At 41.0% G+C, this 23418-nt stretch carries 26 protein-coding genes; 11 read left to right on the top strand and 15 right to left on the bottom strand.

The genetic code is table 11. The annotated features are described in order from the left end of the window. The first annotated feature begins 25 nt into the window (after window positions 1–25). Window positions 26–1138, top strand: coding sequence for a T3SS effector HopA1 family protein (locus ACM0OR_RS03820; protein ID WP_414575063.1), 1113 nt, complete (start codon window positions 26–28; stop codon window positions 1136–1138). A 139-nt stretch (window positions 1139–1277) separates the two neighbouring features. Here ACM0OR_RS03820 and ACM0OR_RS03815 read toward each other — a convergent pair whose 3' ends face one another. From ACM0OR_RS03815 to ACM0OR_RS03790, 6 genes are all read right to left on the bottom strand, one after another. Further along, window positions 1278–1454, bottom strand: a complete 177-nt coding sequence (locus ACM0OR_RS03815) for a hypothetical protein (RefSeq protein ID WP_414575062.1) — start codon at window positions 1452–1454, stop codon at window positions 1278–1280. A gap of 36 nt (window positions 1455–1490) precedes the next feature. Then, entirely contained in the window at window positions 1491–2741 is a 1251-nt protein-coding gene (locus ACM0OR_RS03810; protein WP_414575061.1) for a nif11-class peptide radical SAM maturase 3, read from the bottom strand. An 88-nt stretch (window positions 2742–2829) separates the two neighbouring features. After that, window positions 2830–3192, bottom strand: coding sequence for a Nif11-like leader peptide family natural product precursor (locus ACM0OR_RS03805; RefSeq protein ID WP_414575060.1), 363 nt, complete (start codon window positions 3190–3192; stop codon window positions 2830–2832). Between the two features lie 14 nt (window positions 3193–3206). Continuing rightward, window positions 3207–3647 (bottom strand): nitrogen fixation protein, encoded by a 441-nt coding sequence (locus tag ACM0OR_RS03800; protein WP_323266000.1) that lies wholly within the window; start codon window positions 3645–3647, stop codon window positions 3207–3209. A 15-nt stretch (window positions 3648–3662) separates the two neighbouring features. Beyond that, entirely contained in the window at window positions 3663–3932 is a 270-nt protein-coding gene (locus ACM0OR_RS03795; protein WP_323265999.1) for a hypothetical protein, read from the bottom strand. A 231-nt stretch (window positions 3933–4163) separates the two neighbouring features. Next, complete coding sequence (locus ACM0OR_RS03790) at window positions 4164–4301, bottom strand: hypothetical protein (protein ID WP_414575059.1); 138 nt, start codon at window positions 4299–4301, stop codon at window positions 4164–4166. A 128-nt stretch (window positions 4302–4429) separates the two neighbouring features. Between ACM0OR_RS03790 and rpmI the strand changes: the two genes are divergently transcribed. From rpmI to ACM0OR_RS03760, 6 genes are all read left to right on the top strand, one after another. Then, entirely contained in the window at window positions 4430–4627 is a 198-nt protein-coding gene (rpmI, locus tag ACM0OR_RS03785; RefSeq protein ID WP_190697063.1) for a 50S ribosomal protein L35, read from the top strand. 27 nt (window positions 4628–4654) lie between these two features. Further along, window positions 4655–5011, top strand: a complete 357-nt coding sequence (gene rplT, locus ACM0OR_RS03780) for a 50S ribosomal protein L20 (protein ID WP_323265998.1) — start codon at window positions 4655–4657, stop codon at window positions 5009–5011. 12 nt (window positions 5012–5023) lie between these two features. Continuing rightward, complete coding sequence (locus ACM0OR_RS03775) at window positions 5024–5845, top strand: transporter substrate-binding domain-containing protein (RefSeq protein ID WP_414575058.1); 822 nt, start codon at window positions 5024–5026, stop codon at window positions 5843–5845. A gap of 199 nt (window positions 5846–6044) precedes the next feature. Continuing rightward, entirely contained in the window at window positions 6045–6569 is a 525-nt protein-coding gene (locus tag ACM0OR_RS03770) for a tetratricopeptide repeat protein (protein WP_323265996.1), read from the top strand. Window positions 6570–6883: 314 nt separating this feature from the next. Then, window positions 6884–7552 carry a Uma2 family endonuclease gene (locus tag ACM0OR_RS03765; protein ID WP_414575056.1) on the top strand — a complete coding sequence of 223 codons (669 nt, stop codon included), beginning with the start codon at window positions 6884–6886 and terminating at the stop codon, window positions 7550–7552. Window positions 7553–7815: 263 nt separating this feature from the next. Continuing rightward, window positions 7816–9795: a primary-amine oxidase gene (locus ACM0OR_RS03760; protein WP_414575055.1), complete on the top strand. Its 1980-nt coding sequence runs from the start codon at window positions 7816–7818 to the stop codon at window positions 9793–9795. Between the two features lie 133 nt (window positions 9796–9928). On the opposite strand, the gene ACM0OR_RS03755 is transcribed toward ACM0OR_RS03760, so the two are convergent. From ACM0OR_RS03755 to ACM0OR_RS03745, 3 genes are all read right to left on the bottom strand, one after another. Next, a complete protein-coding gene (locus ACM0OR_RS03755) occupies window positions 9929–10549 on the bottom strand; it encodes a Uma2 family endonuclease (protein ID WP_414575054.1) in 621 nt (206 codons plus the stop codon). Window positions 10550–10727: 178 nt separating this feature from the next. Continuing rightward, window positions 10728–12512 (bottom strand): SUMF1/EgtB/PvdO family nonheme iron enzyme, encoded by a 1785-nt coding sequence (locus tag ACM0OR_RS03750; RefSeq protein ID WP_414575053.1) that lies wholly within the window; start codon window positions 12510–12512, stop codon window positions 10728–10730. Window positions 12513–12777: 265 nt separating this feature from the next. Then, window positions 12778–12933, bottom strand: coding sequence for a hypothetical protein (locus ACM0OR_RS03745; RefSeq protein WP_323265990.1), 156 nt, complete (start codon window positions 12931–12933; stop codon window positions 12778–12780). 4 nt (window positions 12934–12937) lie between these two features. On the opposite strand from ACM0OR_RS03745, the gene bchB reads away from it, so the two are divergent. Together bchB and ACM0OR_RS03735 are read left to right on the top strand one after the other, a co-directional pair. Next, the gene (gene bchB / locus ACM0OR_RS03740; RefSeq protein ID WP_323265989.1) at window positions 12938–14464 is read left to right on the top strand and encodes a ferredoxin:protochlorophyllide reductase (ATP-dependent) subunit B; all 1527 of its coding nucleotides are present in this window, start codon (window positions 12938–12940) and stop codon (window positions 14462–14464) included. 345 nt (window positions 14465–14809) lie between these two features. Then, window positions 14810–15157: a hypothetical protein gene (locus ACM0OR_RS03735; RefSeq protein WP_414575051.1), complete on the top strand. Its 348-nt coding sequence runs from the start codon at window positions 14810–14812 to the stop codon at window positions 15155–15157. Window positions 15158–15264: 107 nt separating this feature from the next. Here ACM0OR_RS03735 and ACM0OR_RS03730 read toward each other — a convergent pair whose 3' ends face one another. Next, window positions 15265–15900, bottom strand: a complete 636-nt coding sequence (locus tag ACM0OR_RS03730) for an HAD-IA family hydrolase (RefSeq protein ID WP_190697087.1) — start codon at window positions 15898–15900, stop codon at window positions 15265–15267. After that, a complete protein-coding gene (queG, locus tag ACM0OR_RS03725; protein ID WP_414575050.1) occupies window positions 15875–16849 on the bottom strand; it encodes a tRNA epoxyqueuosine(34) reductase QueG in 975 nt (324 codons plus the stop codon). Before queG ends, ACM0OR_RS03730 begins: the two co-directional genes overlap by 26 nt. Window positions 16850–17037: 188 nt before the next feature. On the opposite strand from queG, the gene ACM0OR_RS03720 reads away from it, so the two are divergent. Beyond that, the gene (locus tag ACM0OR_RS03720; RefSeq protein WP_414575049.1) at window positions 17038–17466 is read left to right on the top strand and encodes a nuclear transport factor 2 family protein; all 429 of its coding nucleotides are present in this window, start codon (window positions 17038–17040) and stop codon (window positions 17464–17466) included. Between the two features lie 93 nt (window positions 17467–17559). On the opposite strand, the gene ACM0OR_RS03715 is transcribed toward ACM0OR_RS03720, so the two are convergent. The 4 genes from ACM0OR_RS03715 to ACM0OR_RS03700 form a co-directional block, all read right to left on the bottom strand. Next, window positions 17560–17991 (bottom strand): anti-sigma regulatory factor, encoded by a 432-nt coding sequence (locus ACM0OR_RS03715; protein ID WP_323266030.1) that lies wholly within the window; start codon window positions 17989–17991, stop codon window positions 17560–17562. 3 nt (window positions 17992–17994) lie between these two features. Next, window positions 17995–19668, bottom strand: coding sequence for a SpoIIE family protein phosphatase (locus ACM0OR_RS03710; RefSeq protein ID WP_414575048.1), 1674 nt, complete (start codon window positions 19666–19668; stop codon window positions 17995–17997). 193 nt (window positions 19669–19861) lie between these two features. Further along, a complete protein-coding gene (locus ACM0OR_RS03705; protein WP_414575047.1) occupies window positions 19862–20581 on the bottom strand; it encodes a response regulator in 720 nt (239 codons plus the stop codon). Window positions 20582–20662: 81 nt separating this feature from the next. Then, window positions 20663–21901, bottom strand: coding sequence for a transposase (locus ACM0OR_RS03700; RefSeq protein ID WP_323265983.1), 1239 nt, complete (start codon window positions 21899–21901; stop codon window positions 20663–20665). Window positions 21902–22490: 589 nt separating this feature from the next. Between ACM0OR_RS03700 and ACM0OR_RS03695 the strand changes: the two genes are divergently transcribed. Then, window positions 22491–23243, top strand: coding sequence for a WecB/TagA/CpsF family glycosyltransferase (locus ACM0OR_RS03695; RefSeq protein ID WP_414575046.1), 753 nt, complete (start codon window positions 22491–22493; stop codon window positions 23241–23243). The last annotated feature ends 175 nt before the right edge of the window (window positions 23244–23418 follow it).

Below are 23418 nucleotides of genomic sequence, written 5' to 3'. Positions count from 1 at the left end.
GAGTAGTTTTACTGGAGATATAAAAATGACGGCTGTTCAATATCCAAATCAGATTTTGTCCCAGATTCCCAAATATTTGCAAGCATCACTTGAGGATATATCTACTAACCTAGAGTTAGGTTGTGAGTTGTGTATCCGTCATCCAAATTACCAGCCTTGGGAAACTTCCATAGATATGAAAAGTCGCTTCCAGAAGTTACCTTGGGAAGTACAGCAAAAACACATTGCAAAACATCTTAGAAACTTTTTATATGGTGTTTACTACAACGGGTCACTGATTAAATCCCTTGAATTACAAACAAATACAGCAGAATTAGTAGACAATCAAAGGCTGAACAATGATAACCTTATCGGTATAGATGTCAGTCTATTTCAACAACTACACGCCAGTAATCAAGGTGAAGGTTATTTTTCTCCAGGGTGGGTAGTAAAAAAGCAAGAGAAAGACGGCACTATAGCAGTTAATAGGGGGCAATTAACTGTACATATTAATCCTGAAATTCATTTAAAAGCTAGTGAAAAGTCTGTAGCTATAGGCGATATTGTTGCTGTTAAAATGCCTAAAAATTGCGTACAAGAAGGCTTTTATATTGCAGTGGGTAATACAGGTGTTGTGCTTGTAGATGAGGAAGATCAGAATTATAGAATAGTCAGAATTTACTTTAACATTACGTCAGATGGTGCTGTTCCTCTGATGCAGGCTTTAACTCAGCAATTAAATGAACAAAAAATATACTTTTCATTTAAAGTTCCCTACAGTTACTCTAGCTATGATAGATATGATGCTGGTGTACTGTATATTAGACAGAATGACTATCTAAATATATATCAAATTCTGCAAAATATTTATAACGAAAATCAAGTCTATTTTCAGGAAAATATTCCTTTATTTACCAAATATTTAGCCCCTGGTCTTGGTTTAGCTGAAGAGCCAGATACTAAATTTGAACAACAAGAAAGCTTTGGGACAAATCGCTGTCAAATTGTTGCTAATGGGTTGCTAATTGCTCAACAAAATAATCGGCGATCGCCAGAAGAAAAGCTCTCTATAATTATTGAACAATTTGCTAGATTAAATGTGGATTTGCGATATCCATATTTGAATCCTAACTCTACAGATATTTACACCCCACTGTAAATAAACACAACTAAATACAGGAATAATATTTAATTTTTCAAAAATACTTAGGGTTTGTTACCAAAGTATAACGCACCCTAAAAATACTTACAGCATATTGCAAGTTAGTGGGGTGTATCTCATTCACTTGCAATATGTTTTATGTTTTTTCATTTCCTGTTTCTTGTTCTATGCGGTCTAAAGCTTTCTTAGCTTTGAACATAACTTTTAAATAAGCTAATTGACTATTCCAAGCTGAACGAGGCAAGATAGGTTCAACTTGAGGTTGAGAAATATCTGGTGCTGATGCTGCTGAATTATCGGGGTTAATAGACATTCTTATTTATGGTTTGATTTGGCAAAATTGGTTTAGCTAAATACTTAAGGTTGCTAATGATGCTACTTCCTGCCAACTTTCTGACCATTGAATTTTATCAGCCGTAAAGTGCAATGGATCGTTTTCTGGCCAAGGTGCATTAATTGGTTCTTCAATCAAAGCAAATTCACCATTATCAAAGGGGTTTCCGTCGGCGCGACGCTGGAGAAATACTCGTTCCCGAATATTATGTTTAGCTTGTGTTAAAGCGCGATGATGACAATAGGGATTATTACCGCGTTTGTCAAAAAAGACGTGTGCAGTCCAACTGCAACCACCCCGACAGAGTTCAGCAAATTCGCAAGTTTTGCAAAAACCCCACAAATGTTCTGTGCCTTTGGGTGTACCAGCACCTAGATTAAACCGTAATTCCTCTGTTTCTTCGATGATTGTTCTTAGTGAGTAGTCGCGGATGTTACCACCAGTGTAAGCAGAGGTTGGTAGTGACGGACAACCTTTAATCGCACCATCCGCTTCAATTCCTAATGTAGATAGCCCAGCATTGCATCCTTGCCAAAATGACCAAGCACTCCCGCCGCGCAAAAACCGCTCGTAGGGGCCGAAATAACCAATGTTGTTTCCAGCCTGAAGCTGTACACCTTCCTGTTTTGCTCGTTGAGCCACCCGTGCAATCATCGGATAGACATCTAATAATTCATATGGTTGCAGCAGAATTTCGCTATTATCGGCAGCATTTCCCATTGGTACAGTTAGCTGGATTTGCCAAGCAAACACACCTGCATCGCGGATATGTTCATAGATGCTGGGGAATTCTGGTGCAGAGAGGCGATTAATTTGGGTATTGCAACCAAAGGGAATGCCTACTTGCTTGAGGTGACTCATGGTTTTAAATGCCCATTGCCATGAACCTTGTCTTCCTCGAAGTCTGTCGTGAGTTGCTTCTAAGCCATCAACTGAAACGGAAACTACTCTAATTCCAGCGTCTTTCATCTTCTGCGCTGTATCTAAGGTGATGCCATAGCCGCCAGTAGTCATCCCACAGTGCATTCCAGCTTGATTAATGGCTTGGGCAATTTCCAACCAATCTGGACGCAGAAAGGCTTCACCACCAATAATGGTGACTTCGGTGATGCCCACATCTGCCATTTGTTTGACTAAATCCAGGGCTTCTGATGTAGAAAGTTCATTTGTTCTGGTATGCCCTGCACGCGAACCACAATGTTGACAGGCAAGATTACATTTTAATGTGATTTCCCAAACAGCATAGCTAATTCTGCGATCGCTCATGAACTATCACCCCTATTTAACTTATGAAACAGGGACGGGTTGTGTTTATCCGTCCCCAAAAACCGAAATTGTAATTTTTTTAATCTCTCTAGAATTGGTCGTTAACTACAACTCCATACAAAGGTTGGGGTTGAATCGGTGGCCATTTAATAGGTGGCCAAAAAATCACACCATACAGTGGCTGAACGCCGATTTTATCAATGAGGGAGGAAGCACCACCAAATACAGCTTCTAGTTCTTCATCATTTAAATCTCGGATTTCGCCTTCATCAGCGTTTGCTTCTAATAATTGACTGGTGTATTCTTCAAACTCTACTTGTGTAAAATCAAAACCAGCTTCTTGGACTATTTGGCTGCATTCTTCTTTGTTTTCTACTTGTTGCATTTGGGTGCGAAAGGCTTCATCACTAGCTAGCCTTTCATAGAAAGCTCTAACATTTTCAAAAGACATTATTTGCTCCTGAATTAAGTATTTACTTCAGTTGATGCAACTGCTTGCATTAATTGCGATGGGTTGTAGTTGTCTGTAATTACTTGTGGACAACGCATACAAGCTGCCTTACCTTCTTGTTGCCACCAACGGCAATCTCTGCGTATAGAACAAGGAGGCAGTTCTACTACTACAGCAGGTAATTTTTCTGCAACTCGTGTTGCTAAACGGCAATCTTGACCATCAAAATGCTGACAACCTTTTTCCACACAAGGGGCGGCGGTGCGAAAAATTTCAGTCGGTGTAACTGGGCTAGCTTTCGCTAACAATTCATCTGTAACAGCTAGTGACTGTTTAAGATAAGTTACACGGGGTTCTGCAACTTTGCCACCAATCAAACCAAAGACTACGCTGTCTTTTATTTCTGGTCTAGCACTGGGACAGAGTGGAGTTTTAGCAGCAGGAATCTCTTGCATGGCAAAGAGGATTGGTTACTTAAAGTTATCGATGGCAATCAGTCCGATGGTGATTGGGGGACAAATGGGTTTGTAGCCTGCAATCACAATAGGTTTATAGCCTGCGATCGTAATAGGTTGAATCAACCCGCCTGTAACATTCTCCGCAACTGCATCAGATAAGTCTGATAAGTTTTCATCTGTATTTATGGTTTCGCTTCTGCGTGCTAGGGCATCACTGATAGCACCATCGATCAAATCATTAATTTCGATTTGATTTTTGAAATTTCTATGATTGATTTCCATTTTTTTTGATGACAATACATTAAATGACTGTGAATTGACTATTGATAAATATGTCTTTTCACTTTTTTGAATTTTAAGATAAAGTAAAATCATGAAACTATTAGTTACATTTTTTTAAATGCCGAAAATAAACTATTTTTGTCACTAAAATAAGTTCAAATATATTTTGTTGGACTTCAATACACTAAATTAGCAACCATAATTTAGATCGAAAGTAAACTATTTATGTCCCTAAAAAATGAAGTTCTGTCTTTCCCCTTTCTTCTGCATTGCTGGGAGTGCTAAAACCTGCGTTGCGTGCGATCGCCACCAGGAAATTCGTCTCGCAGGGTGAACTGTCCCGTTCCTAGCATCCTTAGTGATCGTCAAAAATAATCATTGCCGGGTCTGGAAATTGACCCCATTGCTTGTAGCTGTGGGTTGTAAGGTGTTATTGGGGCTTTAAATTTGGTTTCATTAGTATATAATGAGGGATTGTGTCGAATTAAAGCCAAGCCATGCCAAAACTTAAAACACGCAAAGCAGCTGCGAAACGATTCCGTGCCACTGGTAGCGGTAAGATTGTGCGCCGCAAAGCTTTTAAAAACCACCTTTTGGAACACAAGACAACCAACAAAAAGCGTCAATATTCCAAAATGGCCGTTGTGAACGAACGCGACGAAGAAAACGTGCGCTTGATGCTGCCTTATTTGTAAATTTGTGAGATTCTTTAGGAATAAAATATGACTCGTGTAAAGCGCGGTAACGTTGCTCGTAAACGCCGCAATAAAATCCTCAAACTAGCTAAAGGTTTTCGTGGTTCTCACTCAACTCTGTTTAGAACCGCTAACCAACAGGTAATGAAAGCACTACGGAGTGCATACCGCGATCGCAAAAAGAAAAAGCGTGATTTCCGCAGTCTGTGGATTACCCGGATTAACGCTGCTTCTAGACAACATGGCTTAAGCTACAGTCGCTTGATCGGCAACCTCAAAAAAGCTAACATCCAACTTAACCGGAAAATGTTGGCACAATTGGCAGTTCTCGATCCCGCTAGCTTCGGTAAAGTTATTGAAATAGCTAGTCAAGTTCAAGGTTAAAGGTGAAAACGGATGAATAACGGATGTAACAGATGGCAAATAATTAGTCGGTTACATCTGGTATTATCCGCTACTATTATTTGCATTTTTTGCGTATTTTTTGGGCCGGGATTGGCTGCATCTGCCGCCCCAATGTCAGAAATCCAACGGCGAGGTTACATAACGGTTGCCGTTAAAGATAACTTACCGCCCTTGGGATTTAAAGATGGGAATGGGAAGTTACAAGGCTTAGAAATTGACTTAGCGAGGCGTTTAGCGGCTGACTTGTTGGGTAAAGCCGATGCTGTGAAATTAAAACCTGTCATGAATAGCGATCGCTTATCGGCAGTCTTCGATCATAAAGTAGATATGGCGATCGCTAGAGTCACAGCCACAGAATCACGCTCACGTTTGGTAAGCTTTAGTGTTCCTTACTACTATGATGGTACTGTCTTAGTTACCAAAGACGCATCAATACAGCAATTGAGAGATTTGAAAAAACAAAAAATCGCCGTTTTAAATCACTCCAGCACCATCGCCGAAGTCCGTTACTACATCCCTGATGCCGATTTAGTTGGGGTTAATTCCTACAAAGAAGCGCAAAAACAAATAGAAAATAATACTGTCATAGCCTTTGCTGCCGATGCTAGCGTTCTCAGTGGTTGGGTGCAACAAAACCCCGAATACCGCATATTACCAACAAAATTATCAACCGCACCCTTATCTGTAGTCATGCCCAAAGGATTGCAGTACGATGAATTTAGAAGAGAAGTCAATGAAGCGATCGCTAGTTACATCGCCAACGGTTGGCTGAAAGAACGCATCAAATATTGGGGATTATTCAATAGTCAATAGCTTCCTTGTCACCTGTCACCCTTCTCTTTTAGAGACGCTACCGCGAACGGGTTCGCCAGTCGCTCATGGGGGAAACCCCCTTGGCGAAGCCTCTCGTAGAGAAGACCGCGCTGGCTCACCTGTCACCTGATCCCTTCTCATGCCCCAGAAAGACCGATAATAGATAAAGAAGCAACTTTAATATTTTAATTTGAAGCCAATGGATAGCAATCTAGCGGTCGTTTATCTCTCTGTTTTGGTGGGTTTACTAGCATTTGCAGTTGTGAGTGTTCTCCGCCAGTTGTTCAAAACGCGTAAGCGTGAAAGTTCTTTATCTCGATTGCGAAATAAATTGAGTAAAGACAAGGGTACGGCTCAAGAATACTACGAACTCGCCTGTATTTATTCTGAGAAAAAAGTGTTTACCCAGGCTATACCATTGTTTCAAAAAGCACTCAAAGCTGCGGAAGAAGAGGGTGAAGAAAATACATCTCCTATCTACAATGGTCTAGGTTACGCTTATTTTGTCCAAGAGCAATATGACTTAGCAATTCGTCAATACAAAGAAGCCCTGAAACTTCAACCCGATTATGTGGTAGCACTAAATAATCTGGGTCATGCTTACGAGCGCAAAAAGTTGAATGCTCAGGCGTTACAAATGTACGAAGAAGCACTCAAATTTGCACCTAACAATGCTACAGCTAAACGTCGTGCTGAATCTTTGCGTCGTTTGGTAGCTGCGTAATCAGTAGAAACTAATACTTCAACAGTTACAATAACCTAGATTTGTTCCAGAAGAGCGATCGCTTTTGATTTGGTAAAGGCGATCGCTCTTAATTAAGATCCAGTAAAAAATGGGTAAGAAAAAAATTTAATGAATTTCTAAAAGTAATCTCTGTTAAGGCTTTAAGCCGCCAATGTAGCTTAACTTCCTTGCTCGGTCGAAGTTAGGGCGATCGCTTTATTTCGCGATAATATCTAAACAGATGTTATGGAGAAATCAGCATGAAATAAATGCAGAACTCACCTTTATCTCAAAAATGAACAGGAAAGATGACAATGGTCAGCAGCCTTAAAGAACTAATTGATGAGCCAGAATTGGGTCATGGTAACGACCCAGAAGAAAAGTTTATCAGTAGTGGTGTGAGTTGGGAAAGCTATGAATCGCTACTGACGAAACTAGAAAACAACTCTCATTACCGTGTTAATTATTTAGATGGAATCTTAGAGATCGTATCGCCATCAATCAGACATGAAAAAATCAAAACGAATTTAGGGATGCTGTTAGAGCGTTTTTTCTACAGCAAGCGCATTCGGTTTGTACCTATGGGAAGTTCTACTTTTAAAAACAAAGCAAAAAAAGCTGGTGCAGAACCAGACGAGTGTTACTGCATAGGTGAAGAGAAAAAAGTACCAGATTTAGCTATAGAAGTAGTTTTGACAAGTGGTAGTGTAAGCAAACTGGAAATCTACCGCAGATTAGGAGTTGCAGAAGTCTGGTTTTGGGAGAGAAACCAGTTTAAGTTATACCATTTACGGGACAATTCCCAGACTGAGCTTGCTACTGTTTACCCTGATACTTATGGGTATGAAGCAATCTCTAAAAGTGAGATACTGCCAGAATTAGACATTTATTTGCTAGAGCAATGTCTGACAATCTCGGATTCAATTCAAGCTATTGACGAATTTGAACAGGGGTTGAGAGCAGCCAATGAGCGAAAGCAATAGCCGCGACGGTGCAATAGAGATACTCCTCATTGGCTCTCAAAACTATTGATCTCATTAAGTTGTGGCAACTCTTAGTCAGAAATCAATGGCTGAATTTTTTTACTTCTGGATTTTTGAGAGCATTTTTACCATATGCTGCCACAAGGTGAAGAGTATACTTACCACTTTCCTTGGTATATAAACATTATAATTTACTTTTAATTCTGTTTTTTATCTGATTTCTGGAAATAAATAACAATCCAGTTGTTTCTCAACACTCAAGCATGATTAAGCGGCTCAGATTATTTTTTGGTTTACTTACTACCATTATTCTTTGCTTTGCTCTCTCACTAAAATTAATGGGGATAGTTGCAGCTCAACAGCCAGCTATTACCCATCCTCTGACAGCGTTAACAGCAGCAGAAATTAAAACAGCTGTAGCAGTAATTAGAAAAGAAAAGTCTTTGACTGATATGGTTGCTTTTCCACTGATTACCTTAGCTGAACCAGATAAAACCGAAGTTCTGAAATTTACACCAGGACAAATATTTCCACGCCAAGCTTTTTTGGTAGTCTATGAGCGAAAGCAAAATAAAACCTATGAGGGTATTGTTGATCTCAAGACTCAAAAAATTGTATCTTGGCAAAAAATACCCAATGTGCAGCCTGCTATCATAGCATCAGAATACGAAATTGCTCGGCAGGTAGTCAAATCTGACCCCCGATGGCAGAAAGCTATGCAAAAGCGGGGAATTAAAGATTTTGACAAAGTGCAAATTAGCTGCTGGGCTGCGGGAATTTTAAGCCCAGAAGAAACCGCAACAGGTAGCCGTCTGTGTCGGACTCTATTTTATTACAAACCCGGCTGGAATTATTACGGCAGTCCCATTGAAGGGGTACTAGCCACGGTCAATTTAAACACAAACACAGTCACCTATTTTACAGATAACGCCATAGTTCCCATATCTAAAACTAATTGGAACTATGATTTACAGTCTTTGGTTAAACTACTTTCACCGCCAAAACTGTTAAAAATTCTCCAACCTAATGGCACAACTTTCCAAATCAAGGGGAATGAAATTACTTGGCAAGGTTGGAAATTTCGCTACATGATGCACCCCCGCAGTGGATTGGTGCTGTATCAAGTTAGCTATAACGACGGTGAAAATGAGCGTCCCGTATTATACCGCGCCAGTTTATCGGAGATGGTAGTACCCTATGGCGATCCTAACCCTACTTGGTCATTTAGAAATGCTTTTGATGTCGGGGAATATAATCTAGGGTTACTTGCCAACACAATGGAGTTAGGGAAGGAAGTCCCAGAAAATGGGATTTTACTTGATGCGGTGTTTGCCGATGAAGCGGGTGAACCTTACACCATGCCGGGAGTCGCAGGTATTTACGAGCGCGATCGCGGTATACTTTGGAAACATTACGATTATCTTACCCAGCGTAATGATGTGCGCCGCGATCGCGAATTAGTCATGAGCATGACGGCGGCAATTGACAACTATGATTACAACATCAACTGGATTTTTCACCAAGACGGAACTATAGAAGTAGAAAACGATTTATCAGGGATTGTTTTGGCACAGGGAACGGCTGCTGAACAAGAGACGTTTAAGAATTCCTATGGACGGATGTTGGCAAAAAATACCTTTGGGGTAAATCACCAGCACTTTTTCAACTACCGCCTAGATATGGATGTTGATGGACAAGCTAATTCTGTGATGGAAATGAACGTCAACAGTTTACCAATAGGTAAGAATAACCCTTTAGGAAATGCCATTGTTGTAGAAGATACCCCATTAACAACAGAAAAAGCGGCTGTGCGTGATGTAGATATCAAACACAGTCGGGAATGGATGATTGCGAGTGCAGAGAAAAAGAATACTTTGGGTGCGCCACCTGCATATATGCTAATGCCAGGAAGTAATACTATATTATTTCCCGTGAAGGGGGCAAAAATTCGCCAGAAAGCTGAGTTTGCTAGCCATCATTTTTGGGTAACAAAATATCAGCCTAATGAATTATATGCCGGCGGTGATTATCCCAATCAAGCTGCACCGGGTGAAGGTTTACCAAAATATATTGCTGACAATGAATCTTTGACTGGTGAAGATGTTGTGTTGTGGTACACAATGGGTATTACTCATGTACCTAAACCAGAAGATTGGCCTGTAATGCCTGTTCACAAACTAGGGTTTAAGCTATCTCCTAGAGGATTTTTTAGCCGCAATCCGGCGATTAATTTACCTGAGTAGCCGCCCAAGAAGTGTAGGTTGGGAAGCCACCGCCTTGGACGGGTCTCCCGGCTTGGGGCGAGTGGCGTTTGACGTAAGGAAACCCAACATCAAAATTTAACATAATATCGAAAATTATTGGTATGCTTGGGTTTCACTCAATTAACGATCGCCCAGCTTGAAAAATCTGTTCAGCAGTCAAATTCAATGCTGGAAATGTCGGTGATATAATGCGATCGCTGCCTCGAAATTGGTTAACTTGATACTCATCTTCAACTAAATAATAAATAGAAATAGTCGGTTGTTTGGGATTACCTATGTACCGCTTACCACCCAAAGCTAAATAGTCAACAACCCAATATTCAGGAACACCAAAAGTTTCATAGTCAACTAACTTGTGTGCATAATCATCTTTCCAGTTGCTACTGACAACTTCAATAATTAAAATAACAGATGCAGCTTGAGTCACTGTTGAAGACTTTTTCCACATCGGTTCTGATGAAAGATGCTTTTGATTAATCACTATCACATCAGGTGAATAACCAGACTCTTTATCAGGAATTTTGACGAGTGCTTGCTTGGGTATGATGTAAGGCAGTTTTAATCGTTTAAACTCGAAAGTTACTTCACCAGCTAAAAAACCATTAATCTCTTCATGATCTCCTACTGGCTGCATTTCAACAATCACCCCATCATGTAGTTCATAACATCCGCCGTCTGGCTTCCAATTCAGGAATTCTGCAAAAGTTAGGGTTTTTGGTAAAGCTTGAAACATTGTGCTTGCTCCTGACTCTGATTTCAAGTCTAGCACCACAGTCTTATACCAAGTATTTATATGTGTTCCGTCATGGCGATCGCGCCCCTTCTCTAAATTAAAAACAACTTTTTAATCTCCCTTCGACGGAAAAAGAATAAGAAGTATAAAGAGTAAGAATCTACAGGCTAGGTAATCTTCACGCAACCATAACGAGACGAAAACCAACATCGTTGCCACGAGACTCGCGCGTAATATTAGCGCGACTGGCGGAACGGCAATCCCAGGAATAATTATTCCAACTACCGCCACGCAGCAGCAGCCTTGTGTCATTATCGCTACTTGTTAACCACGCACTACCATCTCTCGGTGCGTCTTGATAGCTATCATTGTATACATCTTGACACCATTCCCATATATTACCACACATATCATATAAACCGAAAGAGTTCGGCGGAAATATTCCTACATTTGTTGTTTCTCTACGAGACTCACCTTTGGGTGCAGAGCCGTAGGGAAAGTTACCGTTGTAGTTCACTAAATCTGGGGTAATGGTTTCCCCAAAATAAAACGGTGTAGTTGTCCCCGCACGACAGGCATATTCCCATTCCGCTTCGCTGGGTAGCCTGTAGGTTTTTCCTGTCTTCTGGCTCAATTTCTCACAAAATTCTACCGCATCATCCCAACTGACTCTTTCTACAGGTCTTTTCTCTCCTTTGAAGTTGGAAGGATTTATCCCCATGATGGCTTGATACTGTTCCTGGGTGATTTCATATTTCCCCATGAAGAAGCCGGGAACTCTCACCTGTCTCTGGGGACTTTCATCTGAGTCTCGGTTTTTCTCGCTTTCCGGTGAACCCATTGTAAATGTTCCCCCTGGTATCTGCACCATTTCTAAGCTGACACCATTCCCTAAGTTTTCAACGAATGATGATTTCACTTCAAGATTACGGCGGTCTACTATTTTCCCAGTTTTATCTACTGTTACGACTTGTGAATTAGATTGCCAGAGACGTGGCACTAAAATTGCTAAACCCAACCCAGCACCCGCAAACCCAACTGTTTGTATTACCTTGCGCCTTGACCAAGGAGTGATGATTTTTGTTGGTGTTGAGGGTGGCTGTGGTGTGGGTACAATTGGCGTTACTTGCTGTTGTGGCTGTAGTGATTTAATTGCTGCCAACGCCTCTACTGCTGACGGGTATCTATCCCGAAAGTAACAACTCACCATCTTATTTAATACATCTGCCAACTTCTCGGTGACATTTGCCCGATTGCGCCAAATCACTTCGTCATCATTGGGGTCTTTTGGTAGTTCGTTGGGTTGTAGTCCTGTTATCGCCTGAATCCCTAACATCCCCACTGCATATACATCGCTGCTTAACTTTGGTCGTCCGCCTGCTTGTTCGGTGGGCATATAACCAAGACTACCAATGACTACACTAAAGCTTGTTTGACCTTGGCTATTCACCATCATGGTGTTAACTTCTTTGACTGCACCAAAGTCAATTAGCACTATTTTACCATCTTGCCGCCGGCGCATTAAATTTTGGGGTTTAATGTCGCGGTGGATGATGTTTTGTTTGTGGACTACTGCTAATATTTCTAATATTTCTTGTAATAGTTTGGTGACTGCTATTTCTGTTAACTTTTGACCAGGAATGATTTCATAGCTTAGGTCTTGACCATCTATAAATTCTTGGACTAGATAAAATTCCCCTTGCTCTTCAAAGTGGGCAAATAGTCGCGGTATTTGGTCACTATCATTGCCTAGGCGATATAATATTTGGGCTTCGCTGTCAAATAATCTTCTAACGATTTCTAATACTTTGGGGTCGGAGTTGGGTTTGAGGTGTTTGACTACACACTGGGGATGGTTGGGTAGGTCTAAATCTTGGGCTAGGTAGGTGTCACCAAATCCACCACTTCCGAGGATCTTTATGATTTTATAGTGGTTGCGGAGGATTGTACCAGTCGTAGGCATGATTTTTGACTTGGCATTGGGGGATTCTGATTCATTCTGCCAAATTCTTGGGTGTTTGGGCAAGTGATTTCACGCAGAGGAGTGGGGAAAAGGGCTATGCAAATAAATCTTTCCAACTAAAACCTCCGCGTCCCTCCGCGCCTCTTTGCGTTCAAAAAAAGTAATTAATACCTATCCATCCCAATTGATAACAAAACTTGCTGAACTTTAAGATTCATGTAATTTAAAAAGCATCAAGTTGTTTTAAGTGCAACCTGAATCATAATCAGGAAGTAGTTTTGAGCGATCGCCACACCAGAAAAACCCCCAAACACCCCACTTCATCAATGCTTCCAGTTTTGGGACAATCAATCAGCATCAATTTACTCATCAAGCACTTATAGTCCCGTTCCGATTTATTTAAGTTTACGAGGGAGAACATATTAATGAAATTAGCTTACTGGATGTATGCTGGCCCAGCCCACATCGGCACTCTGCGAGTCGCCACCTCATTTAAAAACGTCCACGCCATCATGCACGCACCTCTGGGTGATGACTACTTTAACGTCATGCGCTCCATGCTATCGCGGGAAAGGGACTTCACCCCAGTGACAACCAGTGTAGTTGACCGTAACGTGTTAGCGCGTGGTTCTCAAGAAAAAGTGGTAGATAATATTACCCGCAAAGACACAGAAGAACGTCCAGATTTAATTGTCTTAACTCCCACCTGCACCTCTAGTATTCTGCAAGAAGACCTAGGAAACTTTGTCGAACGGGCGCAGATAGAAGCCAAAGGGGATGTGATGCTGGCAGATGTAAATCACTACCGTTTCAACGAACTACAAGCTGCCGATCGCACTCTGCACCAAATTGTGCAGTTCTACATTGAAAAAGCCCGCAAAAAAGGCGAACTACCAACGGCTAAGACAGAAAAGCCCTCCGTTAACATCATCGGAATTTCTACCCTTGGTTTCCACAATAACCATGACTGCACCGAACTCAAAAGGCTGATGGCTGATTTGGGAATTGAGGTAAACGCCATCCTTCCTGAAAGTGCGTCAGTCCATGAATTGAAAAATTTACCTAGAGCTTGGTTTAACCTCATTCCTTACCGGGAACTAGGGCCAATGACTGCTAATTACCTACAAGCAGAATTCGGTACACCCTACGTAGATATCGCGCCAATGGGTGTTGTAGAAACTGCTAGATGTATCCGAAAAATTCAGCAGATAGTTAACGAGCAAGGTGCAAACGTTGACTACGAAGAGTACATCAACGAGCAAACCCTGTATGTCTCTCAAGCTGCTTGGTTCTCCCGTTCCATCGACTGTCAAAACTTGACTGGTAAAAAAGCCGTTGTATTCGGTGACAACACCCACGCCGCAGCTCTGACCAAAATTTTGTCACGGGAAATGGGAATTCGTGTAGTTTTGGCGGGAACATACTGTAAATACGATGCTGATTGGTTTCGCGAACAGGTAAGCGAATATTGCGATGAAGTGCTGATTACGGAAGATCATGGCGAAATTGGGGATGCGATCGCTCGCGCTGAACCCTCCGCCATCTTCGGTACACAAATGGAACGCCACGTGGGTAAGCGTTTGGATATTCCTTGCGGTGTGATTGCTGCACCCATTCATGTCCAAAACTTCCCCATTGGTTACAAACCATTCTTGGGTTACGAAGGTACAAATCAAATTACAGATTTAATCTACAATTCCTTCACTTTAGGAATGGAAGATCATCTATTAGAAATCTTCGGCGGACATGATACCAAAGAAGTAATTACCAAAGGAATTTCGGCTGGATCTGACCTCAATTGGACAAAAGATGGTTCAGCTGAATTGAACAAAATCCCTGGTTTTGTGCGCGGTAAAGTGAAGCGAAATACCGAAAAATTTGCTCGCGATCGCGGTATTAAAGATATCTCGGCTGAGGTACTATACGCCGCGAAAGAAGCAGTTGGAGCTTAGTTTTCTAGGTAGCTAAATTGAGTGAGGAGTAATCATTAACTCCTCACTCATTTACATTGGTTAAGGGACTTCCAGATAAAAAAATATCCAAACTGTAGGGTGCGTCAGTGCGATAAAACCTAACTATACTCAGAAATTATTCATACTGACGCACTCTACCCAACTCATTCACATTTGTTAAGCGCAGCGATCGCCATATTTATTGCGAATTGCGAATTGCGAATTGCGAATTGGTTTTATCTACCTTTTAATAGAGGTAGAAATATTTCCCAAGGGTGTTAAAAACTAGCTAACTCAGTTGTTACGATCACCGCAGCAATAAAAAAATTACTTAAGGTGTTAGTTATGACTGATGAAGTGAAGCCTAATCCTAGTGAAGCTCCTACCCATGATGCACAATTAGTTGCTGAAAGTATAGCTAGTGGTGAAGCAAAAGCACCCCAGGTTGATTTTGAGGCTGACTATGCAGCTGCACAGCAATTGAGTGAAGGTGTTGCAGTGGAAGCAGCTACTACACCTGAAGATAAAAAATCTGAAAGTGAAGTAACAAAAACACAAATTCCATCCACTGGTAACCCTGATGATTATTTAGAATTAGCCGAGGAAGTAGGAGCTTCAAAGAATGAGGCTGTAACTACAGTCAGTGACGATTTAGTCCAAAAAGCTCTGGAAAAAGGTCAACCTAAGAAATAGTCATTAATTGAGTAAATCGACTTTTGGCAAATAGCCCCTAAGCTAGAAACCCGCCTACGCGGGTTTATTTTGTATAGCCAAGATTTCCCATCGTCCATCCAGTGTTTTTAACAATTTTGTACGACTTGCAGCAATTCACTAGGTTTGTGAATTAAAAAATCAGGATTTTGTTTAGCTAGTATTTCCGGAGAATTAAATCCCCAAGTGACGGCAACTACTTTAATATTAGCTTTTTTTGATGCTTCAATATCTCTGGTTTCATCACCTACATAAATAACTGTTTGCGGCTTGAGTTGTTTCTGCTTAAGCACATTATTAATAATGGTGGTTTTGCCGAAAATTGTCACTCCTGAATAGATGAATTCAAATAAATTATCTAATTCATTAATTGTGAGAAAAGCTGTAACGTTATCTTTAGCGTTGGATGTAATAATTCCTAGCTGATAACCATGATCTTTTAGTTCTACTAAAGATTCTTTCATCCCAGGAATTGGTTTCAATCCCTGGATTTTATCTTTTAATTCAGCTTTTACCTTTTTAACTAGAAACGGGATTTTAAATAGAGAAACTCCTGAATATTTAATAATTTCTCTCGATGATAAATTTTTCAGGAGGGTTAATTGATCTGGTGTAATTTGAATATAACCAAACTCGATAGCCAAACGATTGGCAATACTTACAAGTGCATCTACAGTATCTGCAATTGTGCCATCAAAATCAAAGATAATTACTTTCTGTGTCATTACATTGCCTAGATGCGTCAAGATTAGCACGGGCATTCCGTTTTAACATTTCTGGCTTAATCCGCCGCAACGCTGATGCCGGAAATCTTCTTTCCCACTCCTCATTTGAGATTTGCGCTAATTCTATCAGCTTCGGGGCGATATTTTCAGGATAGGGCTGAAAATCTACCACATCTGTGTCTTGCGCAAAACGCTGATTCCAAGGACAAACATCTTGGCATATGTCGCAACCAGCTACCCAACCTTGCATATGGGATGCGATCGCCTCTGGTAATTTTTCTGCCCGGTTCTCAATCGTATGATAAGCTATGCAGCGATTAGCATCTACTACAAATGGCTCGGTAATTGCCCCAGTAGGACAAGCCGCCAAACAACGTGTACAACTACCGCAGTGTTCTGTGTGGGGGCGATCGCTTTCTAGTTCCAGATTTGTCAACACCTCACCCAAAAATACCCAAGAACCATACTCTCTAGTGATCACATTCCCATTTTTAGCAATCCAACCAATCCCGGCTCGTTGCGCCCACACTTTATCTTGGATGGGGCCAGTATCTGCATAGTAACGAGCTTGAACCCGTGGATCTAGGGATTGTAACCAAGTAGCCAGGGCTTTGAGTTTCTTGTGCATCACCTTGTGATAGTCTCTCCCCCAGCCATAACGGGAGATTTTGGCGTACTCTTCCCCTTCAGGGTGTTGGTGGGGGGTGTAGTAATTGAGTGCTACACAAATAAGCGATCGCGCTTCTGGCATGACTAAGTTAACATCCTGACGCTTCGGGTTATTCATCCACTCCATATCAGCGTGATAACCCAGCATTACCCATGCTTGCAGCCTCTCTGCTGCTGTATTATTTCCCCTATCTACAGCAGCAATGCCAACTTTGTGAAAACCCAACTCTTTGGCTTTTTCTTTTACCACACTGCTGCTAACTACGGAACAGTAGTTCATTCGTATAACCAAAATGGCCGTCTATCGATTATACCTAACTCGTTCAATGTTCCCACGTAAAAGCTTGGGAATACATTCTGTCTCTGGTGAGATTTATTTATTTGGTAATACACTCCAATAGCAGCTTTTTTTCTGTCTGCTTTTTGATTTTAATTGATCTTCAGCGATCATAATTTTGGGTACTTTTTATGAAAACTCCTGAATATTCATCTTGTACCGCAAAAACTGCGCCTGAGATTCCAGGAATTACAGAATCTACAATCATAGAGTATTTCACAACTTTAAACGCTGGAAACTTTACAGCAACTGGGGCTTTATTTGCCGCCGAGGGTGTGATGTATCCACCATTTGAATCTGGTATTGTGGGGACAGATGCGATCGCGCGTTATTTACAACAAGAAGCCCAAAATATCAAAGCTGACCCTCACCAGGGAATAGCTGAACCCTTAGAAAATGGGCTGATCCAAATACAAGTTAGGGGCAGAACTCAGACCTCTTGGTGTAGCGTCAATGTCCTGTGGCTATTTATGCTTAACCAGCAACGGCAAATCCTCGAAACTCATATCAAACTTCTAGCATCGCCTCAAGAGTTACTGGCTTTGCGCCCTGAAAAATAGTCACCACATAGGAAGCAGTAAATTAGGACGGGATTAGGTTGTATGGGAGCAGAGGAGATTTTACACCCATACCCAATTCCCAATTCCCCACAACTATTGAGTATTAGCAAGTTCCGGGATAGTGGCTTCTAATTTTAGACAGTTAGCACCATCAACTTGTAACTGATATTCCACTTTATCCATCAAACGACTCATAATCAGCCACCCGTAACCACCTTCTTGTTTGTCTACAGGATTAGGTGGAAAATAAGTAGACAAATCAAAGCCAGTACCGTAGTCCCAAACCTCCAGAGAAATATCTCGCTCCCTGAGTTCCAAACGCAACAAAATAGGTATATTAGACTGCTCCTTGTGAGCATGACGGACTACATTAGAGTAGGCTTCGACCAATGCTAGACGCAAACGACTGGACTGTCTTGACCAATCAACAGATTCCCCCAATTGGATTTTTAGACATCCCAGTAACCAGTTTTCTACAATATTTAAATAATTCAAGTCACTTGGTACGTGCAACTCACTTTTCATCACTTACAAGACCTCCAGAGAGAGTATAGTTTGATCATCTTCTTGTACGGGGTTATCTGCCTGGATGCAAGCTAGTAAATGGTTCAGAGACAGTGGTTGTGGTTCGTCTTGCAATATTTGCCACAGACCATCTTGTTTCAGCATAGAACGACTTACTGGGAAAACGCCATCCACGGTTTTGGCGGCTGATAAGAATTTATTTGATACCATTGCTTCTGTAATTCCATCACTAGCAAGCAGTAATGTATCTCCAGGGGAGAGAACTAAGCGACCTGACTGGGCTTGCCATTCCGGTAATATTCCTATCGGAATACCTCGGACTTTGAGATAGTTTGGTTCTTCTGCTTTTGTCGCTTGTTGTGACCAAACCATTGGATAAATGTGTCCAGCATTCGCATATACCAAATCTCTAGTAGTCGGGGTGAAACAAGCTAAGACAAGAGTAATGAAGCAATTGTTGCTAATTAAGTCCGTACATAAAGCATTATTGAGATTATGTATAACTACATTGGGATCAGCAGGTGTTTCCTGAGATAATTCCCGACGCAATACAGAAATAGCACTAGCCATAAATAAAGCAGCTGGTACACCCTTACCAGAAACATCTCCCACGGCTAACCACAAGTCTCCTTTGGGGTGGACAAAGACTTCAAAAAAATCACCGCCTACTTCTCGTGCTGGGTAGCAGCAAGCTTGTAACTTTCCACCTTTAATATCAGGTAGAGTTTGGCGTAGCAGATTGTTTTGAATTTGGCGAGCAACTTCTAACTCAGCTTTAATTTGCTCTTGCTTTTCCTGGAGACATTGGTAAAGTTTGGCTTGAGAAACAGCTAAAGCGGCTTGTTCTGCGACACCTGTAATTAGTTGAATTTCTTCATCATGCCAAGGCTCATCTTGACCCCATTGGTATAAGGCTAGCACCGCCAATAGGTCTTGTTGGTAAGATAGGGGGACAACTAAGTAGTTACAAGATTTGTCGTCATATATTTCTTGATAAATTTGACATTCATGAGTTGCTAGCACCTTTTCAATTAAGAAACTGGGGTCAAAAGCATTATCGGGAGTATGGAATACTGGATTTTGATAAGAAAACTCATTTGGTAAGAGAAGATCATCTTCTACTGGTTTAAGTAGACAACAAGTAGCATCAAAGGTTTGTCCAATGGTAGCGACAATCTTTTGCAGCATACTTTCATAATCCAATGACTCTCGAATAGCTGTTGTCACTGCATTAAATAAAGATTCCCGCCGTAAAGCTCGACTTAACTCTTGGGTACGCTTTTTGACTATGCGATATGTTTCAGTAGCCTGCTCAACTAGAACTTTTAACCGTTCTGGATTCCAAGGTTTGGTGATGTACTTGAAGACTTGACCAGAGTTAATGGCATCTACCAAATCTTCGACATCAGTAAAACCAGTTAGTAAAATCCGAATGGTGTCAGGAAATCGCTCTACTGTTTGACTGAGAAATTCCGTACCGTTCATTTCTGGCATTCGTTGGTCGGAGATAATGACCGCCATTTCTCCTTCTTTCTCCAGAATTGCCAATGCGCCACGGGCATTATTGGCTTTGTATACTTGAAAATCTCGCCTAAAAGTGCGGTAGAGTAAATCTAAGTTATCTGGCTCATCGTCTACGACCATGAGCTTAAGTCTTTCTACCTCGGTTTGCGTCATATTTGACTTTTATTTGCAGGTAAATCTGTGGCAAAATAGTATAATTTTGATCTTGCCCAACTAAAAAGTTACTGAAAAAGCAGTTTTTTCCAGCAAAATCATTTGTTTTTACGAGTATAACTTTACTCTCGATTTTCTGTACCCTTGTATTGAATTTCAGGGGGTGAAATTTGAGAAAATTGAGAGATTAAATTTATCCGACTAATCCAGAGCGTAAGGCACGGACAGCAGCTTGGGTGCGGTCATCAGCGCACAGCTTATTCAAAATATTGCGGACGTGAGTTTTAACAGTCCCAACAGTGATGTAGAGACGTTCGGCAATGAGTGCATTGCTGCAACCCTCGACAATTAACTGTAAAACCTCTAATTCTCTTTCTGTGAGGGTGTAGGAGTCAGGATTTGCCTGATTATCTGGAGAGTCGGGGTGTGAGCCAATATATTTGCGATCTGCTGCCAAATTGTCGGGCTGGGGCGGATTTTGTTGTGCTTGTTGTAATACAATGCGAGCGATCGCCGGATCGATCCAAGCATTGCCATCGTGAGTGACTCTCACCGCTTCCAACAAATTATCAAACTTAATATCTTTCATACAGTAGGAATCAGCCCCAGCCGCAAAAGCCGCTAACACCGCTTCTTTATTATCTTGAAGCGTTAAGATTAATACTTTTGTTTCTAGCTCGTCTCCATTCCTAATGGCATTGAACTCCCGTGTAAGTTCAATGCCATCTTTATCCGGTAATCCAATATCGACAATAGCAATATCTGGATGTACCATTTTTAACATTTTCAATCCTTCGACAGCATTAGCCGCTTCTCCGACAATTTCAATTTCTTCATTTTGTAGCAGAGCTGTGCGAATACCCATACGGGTAAGGTCGTGATCTTCAATCAGCACAATCCGAATTTTATTCATAGTCAACTTCTACCCGTTACGCTGCCTTAACTTTAAAACTGAGTTTACTAAAAAAGACTTAATAGATGCAGTGTGAACTACCTACACTGACCTTGCGGTACAGTGTAGGCTTCCCAATTCATTGGGGACTGCCTCAACCTTAGTGGATTTTTTACGTCCTGAAGATTTTGGTCTTACATCCCCTCCAAGGGCAGAGAAGCTCGTTCCTAACTCCAAAAGTCGCAATCCTTCATTTTTAATATTTATCGCAGCGTTAATGTCTCTATCGTGTTGCTTTGTGCAGTGTGGGCAATCTACAAACCTAACACCTAAAGAATCATAGCCTTTCTGTAGCATAGGAATAGGTAGTAGAGTCTCACTACAAAGTTGAGAAGATGGGAAGAAGCGACCTATTTCAATATAGATATGTCCAAAACTCTCAGTTTTGTATTTGAGCATGGTTTGAAACATTCCCCATCCTTGGTCTGATATCGCTTTTGCCAAGTTAGGATTTTTGACCATGTTCTTAACTGCTAGATTTTCTATACAAATAACTTGGTTTTCGTATGCTATTTTGCGAGATAGCTTGTGTAGAAAATCTTCTCTAACTCTAGCTATTTTACTAGAGACTTTTGCAACTAAACGTTTTGCTTTACGACGTTTGTTAGATGTTTTATCAGTTTTTTTAGCGAGTTTTTTCTGTTTGCGTTTTCTATTCTTTTCTAATTTCGCTAATTGTTTTTTTGGAAGGTCATATTTAGAACCTTCGGAAGTTATAGCAAAATTCTTTAACCCTAAATCAACTCCTATAGCCTCTCTAACTGCTACGACTGGGGTATCTTCCTGGTTAAATAGTATAGACGCATAATATTTACCATCTGCATTTCTCGATATTGTGACAGTCGTGAATTTAGCGTCAGGTAGTTGTTTGTGAAACACAGTTTTCATTAACCCCAGATTACCGGGAAACTTAATAACAGAATCCTCTGGCATCAGTTTTATATTTTGGGGGTATTGAATCGATTGCTTACCATGCTTAGGTTTAAAGTTAGGGAATTTAGTACGCCCCTCAAAGAAATTGACAAACGCACTTGAAAGATTGAACGTTACTCGTTGTAAAACTTGGCTGTAAGCTAGTCCCAACCATTCAAATTCTTTTTTTAGTCCCGGAAGCAACTTATCCATAGCTGCTTTAGAAAGCCCTTTGCCTGTTTCTTTGTACGCGGTGGTTGTTGCATTAAGCATATAATTCCACAACCATCTAGTATTACCAAAACATTGAGCTAGATATGATTCTTGCTCATCAGTGGGATAAATCCTAACTTTAATTGCTCTATACATGGTATCGACCTTACCGTGTTTACGTATTCATGGTAACACATATTTTGATGATTGTTTCACCAAAAAACATCATATTTTGCTCGTTTCGTCGTCGTAGTCTTCCCGGTTTTCGCTGCGCTCAAATATGGTCAGACTACACTCCGGGCGAGTACGCCCCGCTTCGCTAACAACTCACGCGCAATTCATCTCGACACTGACCTGAGTACAGGTACAGTGTGAGCCTTCTTGCTGTTCAAGGTAAATAATTGTGTACGCAGATAAATATAGAATGTTTACCATTGAGTGCATTTGTAGGGACATAAGGCACTACGCCTTAACCACGCTATGATACTAGCCTCTTGATTAGTAGAAAGGGGATGATCTTGCTAAGAATTTATCAAAAATCGATGATAAAACTCTGCTGATGAATTATAAGCTTTTTTTATCATCGGCAGTAGGCAAAAAAACTATCTAGCGCATGGGGTCATTTTCACCAGATGGATAGTTTCCCTATTTTTACTTTGGCCAAAAAGTAAGAGACACCCTATTAAAAAATTTGATAAACTATCGTTCTAGATCATCTGGTGTGAGACTAATTCAGATAAAGGCTATGTTTCAAACCCCTAAAGTGTTTTCGGTTTTGGGAATACCTGTTCATGTGATGAATGACTATCCAACTTGGTTGCTAGAATGCTGGCAACACAGCCGAGGGACTCATGTCATCACCCTCAATGCAGAAATGACTATGCAAGCACAGCAAAATCCTACTTTGGCAAAAATCATTCAAAGTGCGGAATTAGTTATTCCAGATGGTGCAGGGGTAGTTCTGTATTTAAGATGGCTACTGTGGCAAAAGATCAACCGTTGTCCAGGTATTGAACTGGCAGAAATGCTGTTGCGTGGGATTGGGCAACAGCAGACAGACAAAACAATATTTTTCTACGGTGGTGCGCCAGGAGTAGCGGCAAAAGCAGCAGAGTTTTGGCAGCAGCAAAATCCTGGTTTGAATATAGCTGGTAGTCATTCTGGCTACCACACTGCTGAAGAAGAACAGCAACTGCAACAAACTTTAGCGCAATTGCAACCGCAATTAATTTTGGTGGGTTTGGGTGTACCACGTCAAGAATTATGGATTGCCCAAAACCGTCATTTGTGTCCCCAAGCCATTTGGGTGGGTGTCGGTGGCAGTTTTGATATTTGGTCAGGGACAAAATCTCGTGCGCCGTCTTGGTTGGGTAATAACAATTTGGAATGGTTGTATCGACTTTATCAAGAACCTTGGCGTTGGCGGCGGATGTTGGCTTTGCCCCAGTTCGCGGTTAAGGCTTTTATTTATCGCTTGACAGCTAAGGGTGCGACTTAAAAAATCAAAAATCAAAAATCAAAAATCAAAAATAAATTTTGAGTGTTTAATTTGTGATTCCTAGGTATTTCCTGGGAATCATTATTTTTAGTCATTAGTTATTGGGTATGGGATTTTCTCCCCAATTCCCAATTCCCAATTCCCAATTCCCAATTCCCAATTCCCAATTCCCAAT

This window comes from Anabaena sp. CCY 9402-a (genome assembly GCF_963920945.1).
Classification (GTDB): domain Bacteria; phylum Cyanobacteriota; class Cyanobacteriia; order Cyanobacteriales; family Nostocaceae; genus Trichormus; species Trichormus minutissimus.
This window is presented reverse-complemented; position numbering and strand designations above follow the sequence as displayed.

Coding starts and splice junctions, on each gene's coding strand:
- ACM0OR_RS03820 (WP_414575063.1), top strand. CDS start 26: ATGACGGCTGTTCAATATCCAAATCAGATTTTGTCCCAGATTCCCAAA.
- ACM0OR_RS03815 (WP_414575062.1), bottom strand. CDS start 1,454: ATGTCTATTAACCCCGATAATTCAGCAGCATCAGCACCAGATATTTCT.
- ACM0OR_RS03810 (WP_414575061.1), bottom strand. CDS start 2,741: ATGAGCGATCGCAGAATTAGCTATGCTGTTTGGGAAATCACATTAAAA.
- ACM0OR_RS03805 (WP_414575060.1), bottom strand. CDS start 3,192: ATGTCTTTTGAAAATGTTAGAGCTTTCTATGAAAGGCTAGCTAGTGAT.
- ACM0OR_RS03800 (WP_323266000.1), bottom strand. CDS start 3,647: ATGCAAGAGATTCCTGCTGCTAAAACTCCACTCTGTCCCAGTGCTAGA.
- ACM0OR_RS03795 (WP_323265999.1), bottom strand. CDS start 3,932: ATGGAAATCAATCATAGAAATTTCAAAAATCAAATCGAAATTAATGAT.
- rpmI (WP_190697063.1), top strand. CDS start 4,430: ATGCCAAAACTTAAAACACGCAAAGCAGCTGCGAAACGATTCCGTGCC.
- rplT (WP_323265998.1), top strand. CDS start 4,655: ATGACTCGTGTAAAGCGCGGTAACGTTGCTCGTAAACGCCGCAATAAA.
- ACM0OR_RS03775 (WP_414575058.1), top strand. CDS start 5,024: ATGAATAACGGATGTAACAGATGGCAAATAATTAGTCGGTTACATCTG.
- ACM0OR_RS03770 (WP_323265996.1), top strand. CDS start 6,045: ATGGATAGCAATCTAGCGGTCGTTTATCTCTCTGTTTTGGTGGGTTTA.
- ACM0OR_RS03765 (WP_414575056.1), top strand. CDS start 6,884: ATGGTCAGCAGCCTTAAAGAACTAATTGATGAGCCAGAATTGGGTCAT.
- ACM0OR_RS03760 (WP_414575055.1), top strand. CDS start 7,816: ATGATTAAGCGGCTCAGATTATTTTTTGGTTTACTTACTACCATTATT.
- ACM0OR_RS03755 (WP_414575054.1), bottom strand. CDS start 10,549: ATGTTTCAAGCTTTACCAAAAACCCTAACTTTTGCAGAATTCCTGAAT.
- ACM0OR_RS03750 (WP_414575053.1), bottom strand. CDS start 12,512: ATGCCTACGACTGGTACAATCCTCCGCAACCACTATAAAATCATAAAG.
- ACM0OR_RS03745 (WP_323265990.1), bottom strand. CDS start 12,933: ATGTTCTCCCTCGTAAACTTAAATAAATCGGAACGGGACTATAAGTGC.
- bchB (WP_323265989.1), top strand. CDS start 12,938: ATGAAATTAGCTTACTGGATGTATGCTGGCCCAGCCCACATCGGCACT.
- ACM0OR_RS03735 (WP_414575051.1), top strand. CDS start 14,810: ATGACTGATGAAGTGAAGCCTAATCCTAGTGAAGCTCCTACCCATGAT.
- ACM0OR_RS03730 (WP_190697087.1), bottom strand. CDS start 15,900: ATGACACAGAAAGTAATTATCTTTGATTTTGATGGCACAATTGCAGAT.
- queG (WP_414575050.1), bottom strand. CDS start 16,849: ATGAACTACTGTTCCGTAGTTAGCAGCAGTGTGGTAAAAGAAAAAGCC.
- ACM0OR_RS03720 (WP_414575049.1), top strand. CDS start 17,038: ATGAAAACTCCTGAATATTCATCTTGTACCGCAAAAACTGCGCCTGAG.
- ACM0OR_RS03715 (WP_323266030.1), bottom strand. CDS start 17,991: ATGAAAAGTGAGTTGCACGTACCAAGTGACTTGAATTATTTAAATATT.
- ACM0OR_RS03710 (WP_414575048.1), bottom strand. CDS start 19,668: ATGACGCAAACCGAGGTAGAAAGACTTAAGCTCATGGTCGTAGACGAT.
- ACM0OR_RS03705 (WP_414575047.1), bottom strand. CDS start 20,581: ATGAATAAAATTCGGATTGTGCTGATTGAAGATCACGACCTTACCCGT.
- ACM0OR_RS03700 (WP_323265983.1), bottom strand. CDS start 21,901: ATGTATAGAGCAATTAAAGTTAGGATTTATCCCACTGATGAGCAAGAA.
- ACM0OR_RS03695 (WP_414575046.1), top strand. CDS start 22,491: ATGTTTCAAACCCCTAAAGTGTTTTCGGTTTTGGGAATACCTGTTCAT.